The sequence below is a fragment of the Fodinibius sp. genome (genome assembly GCF_041642155.1).
Lineage (GTDB): Bacteria > Bacteroidota > Rhodothermia > Balneolales > Balneolaceae > Fodinibius.
Genome location: NZ_JBEPWZ010000063.1, coordinates 1 through 13,709, shown reverse-complemented (window position 1 = coordinate 13,709; position 13,709 = coordinate 1). Strand labels below are relative to the sequence as shown.

14 protein-coding genes and 1 tRNA gene are annotated in these 13,709 nt (G+C 49.7%); 6 read left to right on the top strand and 9 right to left on the bottom strand.

Going from position 1 to position 13,709, the window contains the following annotated elements:
- Together ACESLU_RS06005 and ACESLU_RS06000 are read left to right on the top strand one after the other, a co-directional pair.
- Positions 1 to 659: type II CAAX prenyl endopeptidase Rce1 family protein (locus tag ACESLU_RS06005; protein WP_372636544.1), on the top strand; the 659-nt coding region annotated here is incomplete at its 5' end.
- Positions 660 to 1,278: 619 nt separating this feature from the next.
- Complete coding sequence (locus ACESLU_RS06000; protein WP_073067425.1) at positions 1,279 to 1,854, top strand: sigma-70 family RNA polymerase sigma factor; 576 nt, start codon at positions 1,279 to 1,281, stop codon at positions 1,852 to 1,854.
- A gap of 139 nt (positions 1,855 to 1,993) precedes the next feature.
- On the opposite strand, the gene ACESLU_RS05995 is transcribed toward ACESLU_RS06000, so the two are convergent.
- From ACESLU_RS05995 to ACESLU_RS05975, 5 genes are all read right to left on the bottom strand, one after another.
- Positions 1,994 to 3,328, bottom strand: a complete 1,335-nt coding sequence (locus ACESLU_RS05995; protein ID WP_372636541.1) for a sensor histidine kinase — start codon at positions 3,326 to 3,328, stop codon at positions 1,994 to 1,996.
- A 114-nt stretch (positions 3,329 to 3,442) separates the two neighbouring features.
- Entirely contained in the window at positions 3,443 to 4,708 is a 1,266-nt protein-coding gene (clpX, locus tag ACESLU_RS05990; RefSeq protein ID WP_372636537.1) for an ATP-dependent Clp protease ATP-binding subunit ClpX, read from the bottom strand.
- 24 nt (positions 4,709 to 4,732) lie between these two features.
- The gene (clpP, locus tag ACESLU_RS05985; RefSeq protein ID WP_372636535.1) at positions 4,733 to 5,398 is read right to left on the bottom strand and encodes an ATP-dependent Clp endopeptidase proteolytic subunit ClpP; all 666 of its coding nucleotides are present in this window, start codon (positions 5,396 to 5,398) and stop codon (positions 4,733 to 4,735) included.
- Between the two features lie 57 nt (positions 5,399 to 5,455).
- Positions 5,456 to 6,739, bottom strand: a complete 1,284-nt coding sequence (gene tig, locus ACESLU_RS05980; RefSeq protein ID WP_372636532.1) for a trigger factor — start codon at positions 6,737 to 6,739, stop codon at positions 5,456 to 5,458.
- A 66-nt stretch (positions 6,740 to 6,805) separates the two neighbouring features.
- Positions 6,806 to 6,888: transfer RNA gene (locus ACESLU_RS05975), tRNA-Leu, on the bottom strand.
- A gap of 180 nt (positions 6,889 to 7,068) precedes the next feature.
- Here ACESLU_RS05975 and cutA point away from each other — a divergent pair.
- On the top strand, positions 7,069 to 7,428 hold the full coding sequence (gene cutA, locus ACESLU_RS05970) for a divalent-cation tolerance protein CutA (RefSeq protein ID WP_372636529.1): 360 nt from the start codon (positions 7,069 to 7,071) through the stop codon (positions 7,426 to 7,428).
- Positions 7,429 to 7,433: 5 nt separating this feature from the next.
- Here cutA and ACESLU_RS05965 read toward each other — a convergent pair whose 3' ends face one another.
- A complete protein-coding gene (locus ACESLU_RS05965) occupies positions 7,434 to 8,090 on the bottom strand; it encodes a phosphoadenylyl-sulfate reductase (protein WP_372636526.1) in 657 nt (218 codons plus the stop codon).
- Between the two features lie 57 nt (positions 8,091 to 8,147).
- Here ACESLU_RS05965 and ACESLU_RS05960 point away from each other — a divergent pair, with 57 nt between their 5' ends.
- A complete protein-coding gene (locus tag ACESLU_RS05960) occupies positions 8,148 to 8,903 on the top strand; it encodes an enoyl-CoA hydratase/isomerase family protein (RefSeq protein WP_372636523.1) in 756 nt (251 codons plus the stop codon).
- Positions 8,904 to 8,930: 27 nt separating this feature from the next.
- Here ACESLU_RS05960 and ACESLU_RS05955 read toward each other — a convergent pair whose 3' ends face one another.
- Positions 8,931 to 10,196: a S1C family serine protease gene (locus tag ACESLU_RS05955; protein WP_372636519.1), complete on the bottom strand. Its 1,266-nt coding sequence runs from the start codon at positions 10,194 to 10,196 to the stop codon at positions 8,931 to 8,933.
- Positions 10,197 to 10,216: 20 nt separating this feature from the next.
- Positions 10,217 to 11,200 carry a bifunctional oligoribonuclease/PAP phosphatase NrnA gene (locus ACESLU_RS05950; protein WP_372636517.1) on the bottom strand — a complete coding sequence of 328 codons (984 nt, stop codon included), beginning with the start codon at positions 11,198 to 11,200 and terminating at the stop codon, positions 10,217 to 10,219.
- A 150-nt stretch (positions 11,201 to 11,350) separates the two neighbouring features.
- Here ACESLU_RS05950 and ACESLU_RS05945 point away from each other — a divergent pair, with 150 nt between their 5' ends.
- Both ACESLU_RS05945 and mtgA read left to right on the top strand, forming a co-directional pair.
- Entirely contained in the window at positions 11,351 to 11,971 is a 621-nt protein-coding gene (locus ACESLU_RS05945; RefSeq protein ID WP_372636514.1) for a thiamine diphosphokinase, read from the top strand.
- Between the two features lie 133 nt (positions 11,972 to 12,104).
- On the top strand, positions 12,105 to 12,821 hold the full coding sequence (gene mtgA / locus ACESLU_RS05940) for a monofunctional biosynthetic peptidoglycan transglycosylase (protein WP_372636511.1): 717 nt from the start codon (positions 12,105 to 12,107) through the stop codon (positions 12,819 to 12,821).
- 7 nt (positions 12,822 to 12,828) lie between these two features.
- Here mtgA and ACESLU_RS05935 read toward each other — a convergent pair.
- Positions 12,829 to 13,709 (bottom strand): coproporphyrinogen-III oxidase family protein (locus ACESLU_RS05935; protein WP_372636507.1); only part of this gene is annotated, 881 nt, incomplete at its 5' end.

Here is a 13,709-nt window from a genome sequence, read left to right as displayed (position 1 = left end):
TCAGCCTGCCGCTGTTGCTTTTATATGAGGTATTGATTTTTATCTCGCAACCGGACAGCGAGCAGATTGTGCGGATTTCTGTTGATATATGGATTAAAACCCTCTTCGCCTATTTCAGCCAGGATGTACTTTCGATCACTCTTATCCTCGTCGCCCTTACCGGAATTTATATCCTATACCGAGAACGAAAAAAACTTGCCTCTCTCAAATTCAGCTACTTCATGACGATGCTGGTTGAGGCTTCGGTCTATGCCTTTCTGCTCGCTGTTCTCATTACGATTACCGTCAGTAATCTCCTGCAGATGGCGCAGGTGTCTCCTAGCGAAAGTCTTTCACTGCTCCAACAAATGGCTTTGTCGCTGGGCGCCGGATTGTATGAAGAACTTTTTTTCCGGGTTATCCTGGTATCTGCCCTGCTATGGTTGTTTAAGCATTTCTTTTCCAAAAAAAATATCGCCTATATACTGGCCATCCTGCTGGCGGCACTTATCTTCAGCCTGGTACATTACGTCGGATCCATGGGCGATCCTTTTACGCTTGGCTCCTTTCTGTTTCGTTTTCTGTTCGGGCTGGCACTTAACGCGATTTATGTGTGGCGGGGCTTTGGTATGGCCGCATGGACCCACGCTCTTTATGACCTGATGGTTATTGTTTTCTAAGAGAACTTTGTATAATCATTCTTTTGCCCGATGTCGACGTTGTCGGTCCGTTGAAATCTTTACATGTGGACTCCATATCGCGATCCCAGCCGCCCTCCGGCCTTGAAAAAAATCAGCGTATTCCTATAACACGTTCGGGACACGGTGGGCCGACTGATTCAGAATCTTCTTCTATATAGGGTACTTACCCATCAAGTGTGTCCTAATGAGATAATAGAAGTCTCCTTGCGTAGATTCGGGAAGTCATCACACCACCCCCAAATGAACTTTACTGACCTGCCACTGCAGACGTTCATTGGCAACCACATCCAACGAGAGAACGGGCCGAACGAAGGACCCGTACGACACAACGATCCCTTCTATTTCATTAAAAAAAGTAAATAGTTATACTATCTTTAAGAAAGCTTCACAAATAATTGATATGTTAGTTAAACATTTACTTTACCTATGAGGCTCATTAATGAAACCGATTTAGATTTTAGAATCAAATTTGATATTATATTCAAAGAAAGATTGAGTGAAACCATCGAGCCCGATATTCGTAAAACAGGGTTAATGACTATATAGTCAACAGCCCTTAATCGTAAATTGTTTGGCAGTCAAAAACGAACTTAGTGGGATGGCCGAATTAACGACGGAAGAAATTCAGAAACAGGAAGATTTTGAGGAAGAGATCATTCCCCATCTGGATGCTATGTACAATTTTGCGCTGCGCCTCACTTCTGATCCCAGCGATGCCGAGGATCTGGTACAGGATACGATTGTCAAGGCTTTCCGTTTTTTCAGCAGCTATGAGAAAGGAACGAACGCCAAGGCCTGGCTCTTTCGCATTTTAAAAAATTCCTACATCAACAATTACCGGAAGAAGTCAAAAAAGCCAAGCCAGGTCGATTATGACGAAGTTTCCACCTTCTACGAAACCATACGAGCCGAACGCACCGATACGTCTGACCTGGAAGATAAAATGTTTCGCGAGCTTATTGATGATGACATTTCGAATGCGCTTGATGAGCTTCCCGAAGATTTCCGCACGGTCGTATTGCTCTGCGATGTAGAAGGGTTTACCTACGAAGAAATTGCCAACATGCTGGATGTTCCGATCGGGACGATTCGCTCGCGCCTGCACCGGGGGCGAAACCTGCTGAAGGCCCAGCTTATGGAATACGCCAAAAAACGCGGCTACCAGCCGGATTAGGGTCAGAGTTCAGCTTTCCCTCTCCCCCGTATTTTACACTTTCAGAGGATTCTGAAAACCCAAGAAGTATTTTTCAATACCCAATACAAGCCAAGCACGGAACGAGCTACTTTTCACCGGTGGCACGGGGAATACGGGATTAAATCCCGGGATCAGCCTTGTCGGCAGTAGAAGAGCTGGCCTTCTCAGTTATTTCAATAGCGTCGACGGGAAAAATAATGCGCATGGTGGTCCCCCGCCCCACTTCCGTTTCGTGAATAAGCAGCCGCCCATCGTGATAACCCTCGATAATGCGTTTTGTCAGACTGAGCCCCAGTCCCCATCCCCTTTTCTTTGTACTGTAGCCCGGCTTGAAAATCTCGTTTTGAAACTTCTTTTCAATCCCGACTCCTGAATCCATAATATCGATGAAGACCTCATTTTCCATGCGATACAGCTTGACAGTCACCTGCGCCTTCGCCGCGGTCGATTTGATGGCATCCATCGCATTTTTGATTAAATTTTCCAGCGCCCATTGAAAAAGATCAGAATTTACTTTCGCCTGTATTCCTGAGTCCAGCTGGCACAAAACATCCACATGTTTGCCCAGCTGGGGCAGCCGGTGCTCCATATAATGAACCACTTCCTGCACGATGGGCTCCAGCCGCTGGTAGGTTAACTCGGGCTCAGATCCGATCTTGTTAAAGCGATCGGCCACGTCCCGCAGGCGCGTAATATCATTTTCCAGCTCATTACAGATACGCTGGGTAAAATCATCTTTTTTCTCCTCCCGAAGCAGCTCGACCCACCCGTACAGGCTGGACAACGGCGTTCCCAGCTGGTGGGCCGCCTCCTTGGTCATACCGACCCACAAATTTGACTGCTCCGAACGGCTGATCGTCCGGTAGCTCACCCAGCCGATGCCCAGCAGCAGCGCCAGCAAGCTGAGCTGGATATAGGGAAAATACCGGAGGTACCGGACGGTGGGACTCTCTCCATAGTATACATACTGCCTCTGGGAGTACTGTTCGTCACCCAGCACAATTTCAATCGGGTCGTTCATGGAAGCATATTCCTCAATTAAATCCTGGTTCTGTTCTTCTTCCACATGATTAGCAACAATAATTTCGCCCCGTTCATCCACAATAATACGCGGTACCAGGAAACGATCTTCACTCAGCACTATTTCCTGGGTTACAAACGTCTGCGAAGCCCGATCGGCTTCAGCGTCTTCAATAAGGGTAATAATACTATCCGGAACGGACGACCGCCTGCGCAGGAAATCCACTGCCTCCAGCAGGCTCTGGCTGATCTCCTCCTGCGTGGGATCGCTTGTATATTCAATCGCCTTGGCCCAAAGCTCCACCCCCGACTGTTCCTGCTGAAGAATGCGGGTGACCAGGTACTGGTTATAGGCAAACGAACCGATGCCCAACAAAACAAACAGCCCTATCAGCGCTATATTAATTCGGTTTGACGTAATATGAGGTTTCATAAAGCCCGCTCAGGCTAATTATCATACAGTTCCTGACTAACGTCTGTATTTTACAAAATAAAAAAGGCATCACCGAATGATGATGCCTTTTTGTACTTTTTTTAAAATAAGATCCTATGCGGAAGCTTTCCTCTTCTCGTAGACGGGAGGCGCATCATTATCGATCGTTTCTTTCGTAATCACACAACGCTCGATATTTTTCATCGACGGAAGGGTAAACATGATATCCAGCATAGCCGACTCCATAATAGAACGGAGTCCCCGCGCACCGGTTTTCCGTTTAAGCGCCTTTTCTACGATACGCTCAAGCGCCTCTTCCTCAAAAATAAGCTCCACTCCTTCCATCTGGAACAGTTTTTTATACTGCTTGGTGAGCGAATTTTTGGGCTGTACCAAAATTTTAATCATCGCACTCTTGGAAAGCTGATGCAGGCCGGAGATGACCGGCAGGCGACCGATCAGTTCCGGAATCAATCCATACTTCTGCAGGTCCTGTGGCTCCACATAGGTAAATATATCGGGATCCTCCCGATCAAACGTCACCTGTTCCTCGGAATGGAAACCAAGCGAGCTCACCGACAAGCGCCGCGAGATCACTTCCTCCAGTCCGCTGAAAGCGCCGCCGCAGATAAACAGAATATCCGAGGTGTCCACCTGGATAAAACTCTGTTCCGGGTGTTTTCGTCCCCCTTTAGGCGGAATATTAGCTACCGTACCTTCCAAAATCTTAAGCAGTGCCTGCTGAACGCCTTCCCCGGAGACATCGCGCGTTATTGATGGATTATCGCTTTTGCGAGCGACTTTATCCACCTCGTCGATGTAAACAATGCCGCGCCGGGCCTGCTCGACATCATAATCCGCCGATTGCAGCAGGCTCGATAAAATGCTTTCCACATCTTCGCCCACATAGCCGGCTTCGGTAAGCACCGTCGCGTCGGCAATGGTAAAAGGTACATCAATGATGTTGGCCAGGGTACGGGCCAACAAGGTCTTACCACAGCCGGTGGGTCCCAGCAGCATGATATTGCTCTTCTCCACTTCGGTGTCGTCAAACTCATCCTGCAGTTCCGAGGTGATACGCTTGTAGTGATTATATACGGCTACCGAGAGTGTTTTTTTAGCTCCTTCCTGCCCGATGACATACTCATCGAGCTTGGCTTTTATCTCTGCCGGCTTGAGCAGCGGCTGGTAGTTCTTTTCGCGCTTTTTAGACATTGATGCCAGATCACTCTTCACAATGCCGGAAGCATCGGCTACACAGCGGTCGCAGATATACACGTCGTCCGGACCGGCAACCATACTATTCACTTCGTGGCTGGACCGGCCGCAAAAAGAGCAGTGAATAGTATTATCGTTGTTATGTTGTTCCTTGTCACTCATAATCTTCAGTTGAAGTATTGAAAATTACTTTTCTTCCTTTTTTTTATCCCGCTTCATAATATTGTCAACCAGGCCGTATTCCTTCGCTTCTTCGGCGCTCATCCACTTGTTGCGATCGGAGTCTTCCATGACCTGTTCCGCATCTTTACCGCAGTGCTTCGCCAAAACATTGCTGATGAGCTTCTTGATCCGAAGAATCTCCTGTGCTTCAATCTCAATATCACTGGCCTGCCCGCGAACGCCTCCGAGCGGCTGGTGAATCATCACCCGGGCATTGGGGAGCAGGTTGCGTTTCCCTTCAGCTCCGCCGGCCAGGAGTACCGCGCCCATCGAGGCAGCCATTCCCACGCAGGTCGTCGCAACATCACAGGTGACATACTGCATGGTGTCATAAATGGCAAAGCCGGCAGACACCACGCCGCCCGGACTGTTAATATACAGGTTGATATCTTTTTCATGGTCCTCGGCCTGCAGGTATAACAACTGGGCAACGACGGAGCTTGCTACGGCGTCGTTAACCGGCGTTCCCAAAAAGATAATCCGGTCTTTAAGCAGACGCGAATAGATATCAAAAGCGCGCTCGCCCCTTTCGGTCTTCTCAACCACCATGGGCACCAGGCTGTTGTTTTGAATCCGGGAAACGTCTGCATTTTCAGTATCAGGTACTTCGTATAAAGGTTGCTTGTTCATAATCTGTTTAAAAAATAAGACTTAATTACATTCATTAAAATAATGGTTGAAGAGCTGTCAGGCGTTCACTTTCTCATCGTGTTTTTCCTGATAGGTCTCCTTGTCAATCTCGTTGATCGCTACTTCACCCTTCAGCTTATCAAATACTTTTTCCTCACGGATGCTGTTGCGAAGACTTTCCAGCTGTTGTGGGTTCTGTGCGAAAAGATTTCGCATCTGGTCGATCGTAACGCCGTATTGAGCAGCCTGCATTTCCAGATGCTCATCTATATCTTCGGGTTTTATCTCAATATCGTCAAATTTTTCCTGCAATTTTTCATTCAGAAAAAACCACTTGGCATCACGCAGCGCGCGATCGTGGATATTCTCCTTGTATGATTCCTCATCAAAATCAGCCGGCAAGTCACCCCCTGATTCCTGCTGAACACGCTGCACAAACTGGTTTTTAACCTGGCTCAGAAATACGTCCGGAACCTCCAGATCATGTTTATCAACAAGCTCATCGATCACATCGTTCTTAAAAAGATCATCCGCTGACTGATCGTAGTAATTTTGGATGCGACTCTTGACCAGGCTCCTGTATTCATCGGTATTCTTGGCTTCCCCGTCGCTCTGCTCTTTGGCAAACGCATCCGTCAGCTCAGCCTTATGCAATTTTTCGACCTTTTTGACAAGCAGCAGGAAATCGTGGGTATGATCGTCATGACCTATCTCAACTTCCACTTTGTCGCCGATGGCGTGCCCGACCAGCTCATCCCGAAATTGCTCTGACTCTTCCCTGTTCAGGTCAATGACCTCTTCCGCCGCATTCTCCTCATCCGGCTCGCCATCTTCCAGCGGTACAGCGTCAACCGTAACCCTGCTGGTTTCCGTGATCTCTTCCTCGACCTCTTCCCAGTTGCCCTGCTGCTCCAGCTGGCGATTAATTTCCTCTTCCACCTCTTCATCCGTGACATCATGTACCATGCGGTCAACGGTAACCTCACTCAGATCTTCCAGTTCAAAATCGGGACGGGCTCCTATTTTAAATTTAGCCTCAAGTTCATCATTTTCCCAGATCAGGTCCAGCATCTCGCTTTCCCCTATCGGATCGTGCTCCGGAACAACTTCCTCCTCAAAGATCTCCTGAACATATTTACTAATCTCTTCCTGCTCTATTTCGTCACCAAATCGCTTTTGAACGATCTTCAGCGGCACTTTGCCGGGACGAAAACCGGGCATATTAATCTGTCCCCGGTATTTTTTATAAGCCTCTTTAAACTTCGGCTCCAGGTCTTCGCGCTGGGCAGAGATTACAATTTCTTTGTCTACAGAGGTAATATCATTTACGGTTATTTCCACGGAGTTACTCCAAAAAGTATTTAGATTAGAACGGTAAGAAATTCAAAAATAGTTGGTTTCAATATGTACGAGAGGGGGGACTCGAACCCCCACGCCTTAAAGGCACTAGATCCTAAATCTAGCGCGTCTACCAATTCCGCCACTCTCGCTATACGCTAAACCTCCTCCACCTGTTATTTACGGGGGTTTCAGAGCCACGAAAACTACAGCTTTTTTGCTCTTTTTTCAACATAAATAATTCCGACTGACTTGCGGATAATACTATGAGACGATCGCGTATTTTTGTAGCTTAAACCGTTTACAGAAACCTAACGCGCTAATATTGTATTATGTTTTTTAATCTTCGTCTCGTTTATATTACAACCGGCAGCAAGCAGGAGGCTAAGTCTATCGGGCGTTCACTTGTTGAAGAAAAACTCGCAGCCTGCGTAAATATTGTAGATGGCATGGAATCCATTTACCAGTGGGAAGGAGAACTAATTGAAGACCAGGAAACCATTCTCATTGCAAAAACCCCTTACCATAACGTGAAAGAGCTCACCGAACGGGTTAAAGAACTCCACAGCTACGACTGTCCCTGTGTTATTTCCCTGCAGCTAACCGAACAGGAAGGCAATGAAGAATACCAGCACTGGCTCATCAAAAATTCCAAAAAGCAGCAGATTGAGTACGAAATTGATGATATCTGATCTCCTCATTTCCGGTGCAGTCCGCATTCTGTTTTAGACTGCTCGCTCCACCTGCCATCGCGCCCCACCCCGGCCGCCGTGCAGTGCGTGCACCCGACCGAATGATATCCTTTTTCTTTCAGGGGATGCTGTGGAAGTCCGTGGCCCACAATATATTCCCGGACCAGTGAGCTGTCCCAGTCAATCAACGGGTAAAACTTCAGCATCTCCTCCTGCTTATCTATAATCCGGAGCGTACTGCGATGCCTGTTTTGAAATCCGATCAGCCCCGACATCCAGACATCGTGCTTCTCCTTAATCTCTGTGATCGGCTCAATCTTATTGATTCGGCAGCACCGGTCGGCATCCTGACTCCAAAGCTGCTGCTGTGTAACCGCATGCCGGCGGGGATCGGGACGCAAGTCGATAACATTCAGGTCCAGCAGGCGGGTCAGCCGTTTTTTATACACCAGGGTTTCTTCAAAATGGTAGCCGGTATCAATAAAATAGATCGGATGGCCTGGCCTGATCCGGCTCACAAGGTGCAAAAGGACCGCCGAGGTCGTCCCGAATGAAGATGTGACCAGCACCCCTTCAAAAGAATTAAAAACCTGTGCGACACGCGCATCCACAATTTTGGTCGAAAGCGACTGATTTATCTTTTCTTTATTGACAAGATACATATAGATTCCTCTTTACGACTGCATTGTACAATTTCTAAATCAATTCCCAATCTAACAGTGAATACACTAAAAGTCGAATATAATAAAAATATCTGCGAAGCCGTCATTGATCGTCCCAACACCCGCAATGCCATCAACTTCCGGGTAATGCAGCAACTGGAGACCCTGCTGACCGACATCGAATCCGACAGCAACACGCGATGCCTTATTCTGAGGGGCGCGGGAGAAAAAACCTTTATCTCCGGTGGAGATCTCCGGGAATTTCATGCCCTTAAAAGCGCAAAGGAAGCCAAATCAATGGCCCGGCGCATGCTCAGTATCCTGACGCGCATCGAGAAGCTGCCCTGCTGGACGATTGCCTGCGTTAACGGCCCGGCCTTTGGCGGCGGATGCGAGATGATGCTGGCCTTTGACTTTCGGATCACCTCGCCGGACGCCTCCTTCGGATTTACGCAGTCCGACTTTCACCTGCCTCCCGGATGGGGCGGCTTAACCCGGCTCGTCGAACGCGTAGGCCGGGCAACGGCGTTGCGCTGGCTGGGGAAAGCAGCCATTGTTCCTCCCCGGGAGGCTCTGCGTCACAAACTCATTGACCGGGTGGCGGAACGGGGACAGCTACGGAGAGAAACGCTCGAATGGGCCCGGGAGCTTTCCCATAACGACCGTGCTTTTATCAAAAATCTCAAAGAGGGAGCCCTGCGGTTGGCGCAGGCGCGCTGGAAATCCATCGCAGCAGAACTGGATGCTTTTGCCGAATGCTGGGAAAGCGAAGAGCATCAGGAGCAGGTACAGCGATTTTTAGAGCGGCCATAACCTGAGGCCCTGGCTGCTTACGTCCATTTATTCTTTCACCTTTTTGCGCAGGTACATCTTGGTTTCGTAGTGATTGCCCTTGCGAAACAGCTCCACCCGCATTGAATCGCCTTCCGTATACTCTCTGAATAGCGCCTGGGCATGCATTTTACTTTGCACCCGCTCATCGCCGATTCTCAGGATGATATCGCCCGGCATTATGCCCGCCTCGTAAGCCGGCCCGTCTCTGTTGACGCTTTGAACCAGCAAAAGCCCCGGAAAACCCCTGAGGTTATATTCAGCCATCAACTTATAGGTCATTTCTACGGTTGTAAAACCGGGATCAAAGGGCAGCTGCACCTCACCCGACGATACCAGTTGTCGAATAATTTTCTGTACCCGGTTGCTGGGGATAGCGAACCCCAGTCCCACAAATCCCCCGCTGGTGCCGCCGGTAAAAATAAACGTATTGATCCCGATAACCTTCCCCTCGCTGTCAACCAGGGGTCCCCCGGAATTCCCCCGGTTAATGGCGGCATCGGTTTGAATCATATCCACGTATACGCGGGGTTCATTGGGGTTCGGCCGAAAATCACGGTTGACAGCGCTTACGACTCCCACCGTAACCGAAGGCTGGGCCGACTCAAAAAGCCCGAACGGGTTTCCCACCGCCAGCGACCATTCCCCCACGATTACGCTGTCGGAATTGCCAAATTCCACGGTTGGGAACATACGATCAGCCTCCATCTTGAGAAGTGTAATATCGGCCAGCTCATCGGTGCCCAACACTTCGGCATCATACTGTTCGCCGTCGGGCAGGGAAATAACCACTTTTCTGGCATTCGTTCCGGCCACATGCTGGTTAGTCACAACCAAGCCCTCCTCACTGATGATAAAACCCGATCCCATACTGTTGACCTCTCGCTCGATCGGCACCGAAAAAAAACGGTTATAATACTGGTCAAATCCCACTCGGCGTCCTTTTTGCACAACTTCCGTAACCGTAATGCTCACGACGGCGGGACTCACATTCTCTACCGCCCGGGTGATAGCCGTACGCCGGCTGTTGTCAATAGATGATGTGGTGGTTTGCCGGACGGAAACGCTTTGTCCGGCCCGAACATCCTCATCTTCATCCGGTGCCGCGGACGATGACTGCGGGGACGAAGAGGAGGATATCGTCGTACCCGCCGCCTGCGTAACCGGGTTCCGTTGCTGCATGAGGGTATCACTTTGACGGGGGGCATCGGTGCACCCCGCGCCCAAAAGCAGAAACAATAGTGGAAGAACGGTACTGTAAACTGGATGCTTCATCCGTCTCAAAGTATCTGGTATTACGACTTATCTATGCTTACCAGTTGCTTAGAGCCAATTTCAACAATTTCTTTGATGGTCTCTTCAAGCGGACCCGGATGCCACGCACCCGATGCCTTTTTATGACCGCCTCCACCAATTTCACGTGCCCATTTGTTGACATCCACGTCATCGCTTTTCGATCGCAGGCTCATCTTCACACCGTCACCCAGCGCTTTAAACAAGATGGCGGCCTTGATACCGCGCACACTCAGCGGGTAGGCTACAAAACCCTCGCAATCATCATTGGTGGTATTGGTTTCCTGGAGCATTTCTTCGGTAACGTACATGATGGCAATTTGATTGTCCTCAAACAATTCAATCGTACCCATCGCCCTGCTGAGCAGGTGCAATTGATTTAAACTCTTGTTTGAAAACACTTTTTCAGCCACTTCATTGGGCCGGAATTCACCCAGTCGCAACAGCTCCGAGGCAATATTCATGGTTTCAGGCGTAACACTGTCGTACTGCAGCGATCCGGTATCCGTCAAAATACCGGTATAAAGCGCCTTTGCCACCTGGCCGTCAACCTGGGTCACATCATTTTGTAAAAAGAGATGAAAAATAAGTTCACAGGTCGAGGAAGCTTTTTCCACGGAAATACTAAACTCAAATCCGTCATGGGGGTCCGGGTGGTGGTCCACCATATAGGTAGGCTTGGGATCGTCCTGTATATAATCCGAATAGCTGCCGAACCGCTTAGGCGAATTCCCATCCAGTACAACATAGGCATCACACTTTTTAAGCACCTTCTCACTGGGCTGCTGTATGGGAAAAAACTCCGCAAGCCACTGTAGATTCAGGGGGACTGCATCGTCGTTGAAGGCATGGGCGTTAATACCGTTTCTCTTCAACCACAGGCAGGTAGCGACCTGCGCACCGATGCAGTCTCCGTCGGGACGTATATGTGAGTACACGCCCACGGTGCGATGCTGTTTTAATTTTTGGATGAGTTCTTCAAACATAACAACGGATTAGACCGCAAAAAATAAGCTTATTAAAATGGTACATAGCTTCGAAGAAAGCAATATTTTTTTCGGGTTAAAATCTTAGTCTTTTTTACGTATTATATTTCCTCTGTCGCTTTTACCGGTCAACGCAAATATACAACCATAATGAAATCCATACTCATCCTGTGCAATGGCAACCCGCCCTCTGAACGTCTTTTCAGGGAGCACTATGAAAGCACAGACTACCTTATTGCCGCCGACGGCGGGGGAAATATTGCCCTGAACATGGGGGTTGATCCCGATGTCGTTATCGGGGACCTCGACAGTTTTCTACCGGATCCCACACATTCCTTAGAGGTCATCCGCCGGCTCGACCAGGAGGCCAATGACCTCGAGAAGGCGCTCAAGCTGGCCCGGGACAAAGGCGGGGAGCAAATCACAATACTGGGCGCGACGGGACACCGCCTCGATCATACCCTTAAAAATCTATCCGTACTCAAACAGTTTAACAGCGTTTTTAAACAGGTCCGCATGAAAGATGATTTCGGGGAAACACTGCTTATCCCCCGCTCCTTTCGCAAAGCAATGGGGATCGGAACGCAGGTTTCTCTCTTCCCGCTTTCCGGAAAAGTGACGGGAATTACCACGACGGGACTCCAGTACCCGCTTCAACAGGAAGCGCTTGAAAATGGAGTGCGCGATGGTTCTTCAAACCGGGTGGTGGGACGTCCCGTTGAAATAACCTATGACCAGGGCGATCTGCTGCTGTTTGTAGCAACCCCGTGAGCAGTGAAAGATGAGCCGGCCAAGAAACAGCACACTATTTGGACGTTTACGGAAGCGGGTAGTCAGATTTTTATTTATCGCTTCCCGACCCGCCGGTTGGGGCAATCACACCACCTGTAGATAACAACGGGTTATGAAAAAGGATCTTAAACGATACGGTTCCGATGTCCTCAGGTGGACGGCTAAAGTCCTCGGGATCCTGGTAATCTGTTCGATCATTTCCGTTCTCCTCATGCGCTGGATCACCCCCCCGGCGACCTCTTTCATGATGCAGCGGTCGGTGTCCGCCTGGTGGAACGGGGAGGAGGACTTTGCATTGTACTATGAGTGGACGGACTGGGACCAGATCTCGTCCCACGTCAAAATGGCCGCCATAACCTCGGAAGATCAAAATTTTGCCAACCACTGGGGAATTGACGTCTCATCCGTACAAAAAGCGCTGGAAGAGTACGAGCGGGGTGACGATCTACGGGGTGCCAGCACCATTACACAGCAAACCGCCAAAAACTTATTTCTCTGGCCGGCCAAATCTTACCTTCGCAAGGGAATTGAAGCCTACTTTGCCCTGCTGATTGAGCTGTACTGGCCTAAAAAACGCATCCTTGAAGTCTACCTGAATATTGCTGAGTTCGGCGACGGCGTCTATGGGGTTCAGGCAGCGGCGGCGCGGTATTTCAATACCACTCCCGCCCGCCTCTCCAGGGCACAGAGCGCGCTCATGGTGACGGCCCTGCCCGCTCCCCGGCGCTATAACCTGGCAAACCCTTCCGGATATATGCTCCAGCGCCGCGACTGGGTGATACGGTATATGAATTTGTTGGGCAATGAGCGCTACCTGGAAAAGCTGTAGTGAGCCGTTAATGAAGCGTAATCAGATCCAGGATAATCGCATCCGCAATTTGGATGCCCTTGTCAGTCAGCTGTATGCACGCATCAAAACGAACTTTTTGCTCCTCTTCCCGGGCTTCCAGATAGGACGTCTGTCGCTTGTTAAGCCGGTAGTCATATCGCTTGTCCAGCTCTTCCGTGGTAACACCTTCGCGGGTTCGAAGTCCCATCATCAGGCGCTCCTCGGCCAGCTGCTTCATGGTAAGCGATTCCGGGTCGCTGCGGATGTCCTCCCCTCTCAGGTACGCCCGCAAATTGCGCTGCTGCTCCCATCGAACCGCCTTCTGGTTCCACCAAAACGAGTGGGCAGCCGGACCCAATCCCAGGTAATTCCGGTGCCGCCAGTAGCTGCGATTGTGCACAGCTTCACATCCCCGCCTGCTGTAGTTACTCACTTCATAGCGCTCTATCCCCTGTGCCTTCAGCCGGTCATTAATCAAATCGAAATGGTCCGCAACCTTGTCGTCTTCCGGCGGTGCAATACGTCCCAGTTCAACCTGCTTGCCCAGCCGGGTTTCAGGTTCTATCGTCAGTGAATAGGCCGAAACGTGCGGAGGGTTAAATCCAAGCAGCAGATCCAGATCGCTGTTCAGCTCTTCCAGGCTCTGATTCGGATTTCCGTAGATAAGATCCACGGTATAGGAGTCGAAAGCGGAGGCCTGAAGAAGCTCCATGCAGTTGAGCGCCTCCTCCCGGGAATGTGCCCGGTTCATAAACGCCAGGAAGTCCGCCTGAAATGTTTGCACGCCCATACTCAGCCTCGTCACGCCCAGGGAATGGAGATCCTGCAAAAATATTGCATTCACATCATCGGGGTTCACCTCGAACGTAAGCTCCCGGACATCCAAAG

Coding starts and splice junctions, on each gene's coding strand:
- ACESLU_RS05955 (WP_372636519.1), bottom strand. CDS start 10,196: ATGAAGCATCCAGTTTACAGTACCGTTCTTCCACTATTGTTTCTGCTT.
- ACESLU_RS05965 (WP_372636526.1), bottom strand. CDS start 8,090: ATGTATCTTGTCAATAAAGAAAAGATAAATCAGTCGCTTTCGACCAAA.
- ACESLU_RS06000 (WP_073067425.1), top strand. CDS start 1,279: ATGGCCGAATTAACGACGGAAGAAATTCAGAAACAGGAAGATTTTGAG.
- clpP (WP_372636535.1), bottom strand. CDS start 5,398: ATGAACAAGCAACCTTTATACGAAGTACCTGATACTGAAAATGCAGAC.
- cutA (WP_372636529.1), top strand. CDS start 7,069: ATGTTTTTTAATCTTCGTCTCGTTTATATTACAACCGGCAGCAAGCAG.
- ACESLU_RS05950 (WP_372636517.1), bottom strand. CDS start 11,200: ATGTTTGAAGAACTCATCCAAAAATTAAAACAGCATCGCACCGTGGGC.
- clpX (WP_372636537.1), bottom strand. CDS start 4,708: ATGAGTGACAAGGAACAACATAACAACGATAATACTATTCACTGCTCT.
- ACESLU_RS05995 (WP_372636541.1), bottom strand. CDS start 3,328: ATGAAACCTCATATTACGTCAAACCGAATTAATATAGCGCTGATAGGG.
- ACESLU_RS05945 (WP_372636514.1), top strand. CDS start 11,351: ATGAAATCCATACTCATCCTGTGCAATGGCAACCCGCCCTCTGAACGT.
- mtgA (WP_372636511.1), top strand. CDS start 12,105: ATGAAAAAGGATCTTAAACGATACGGTTCCGATGTCCTCAGGTGGACG.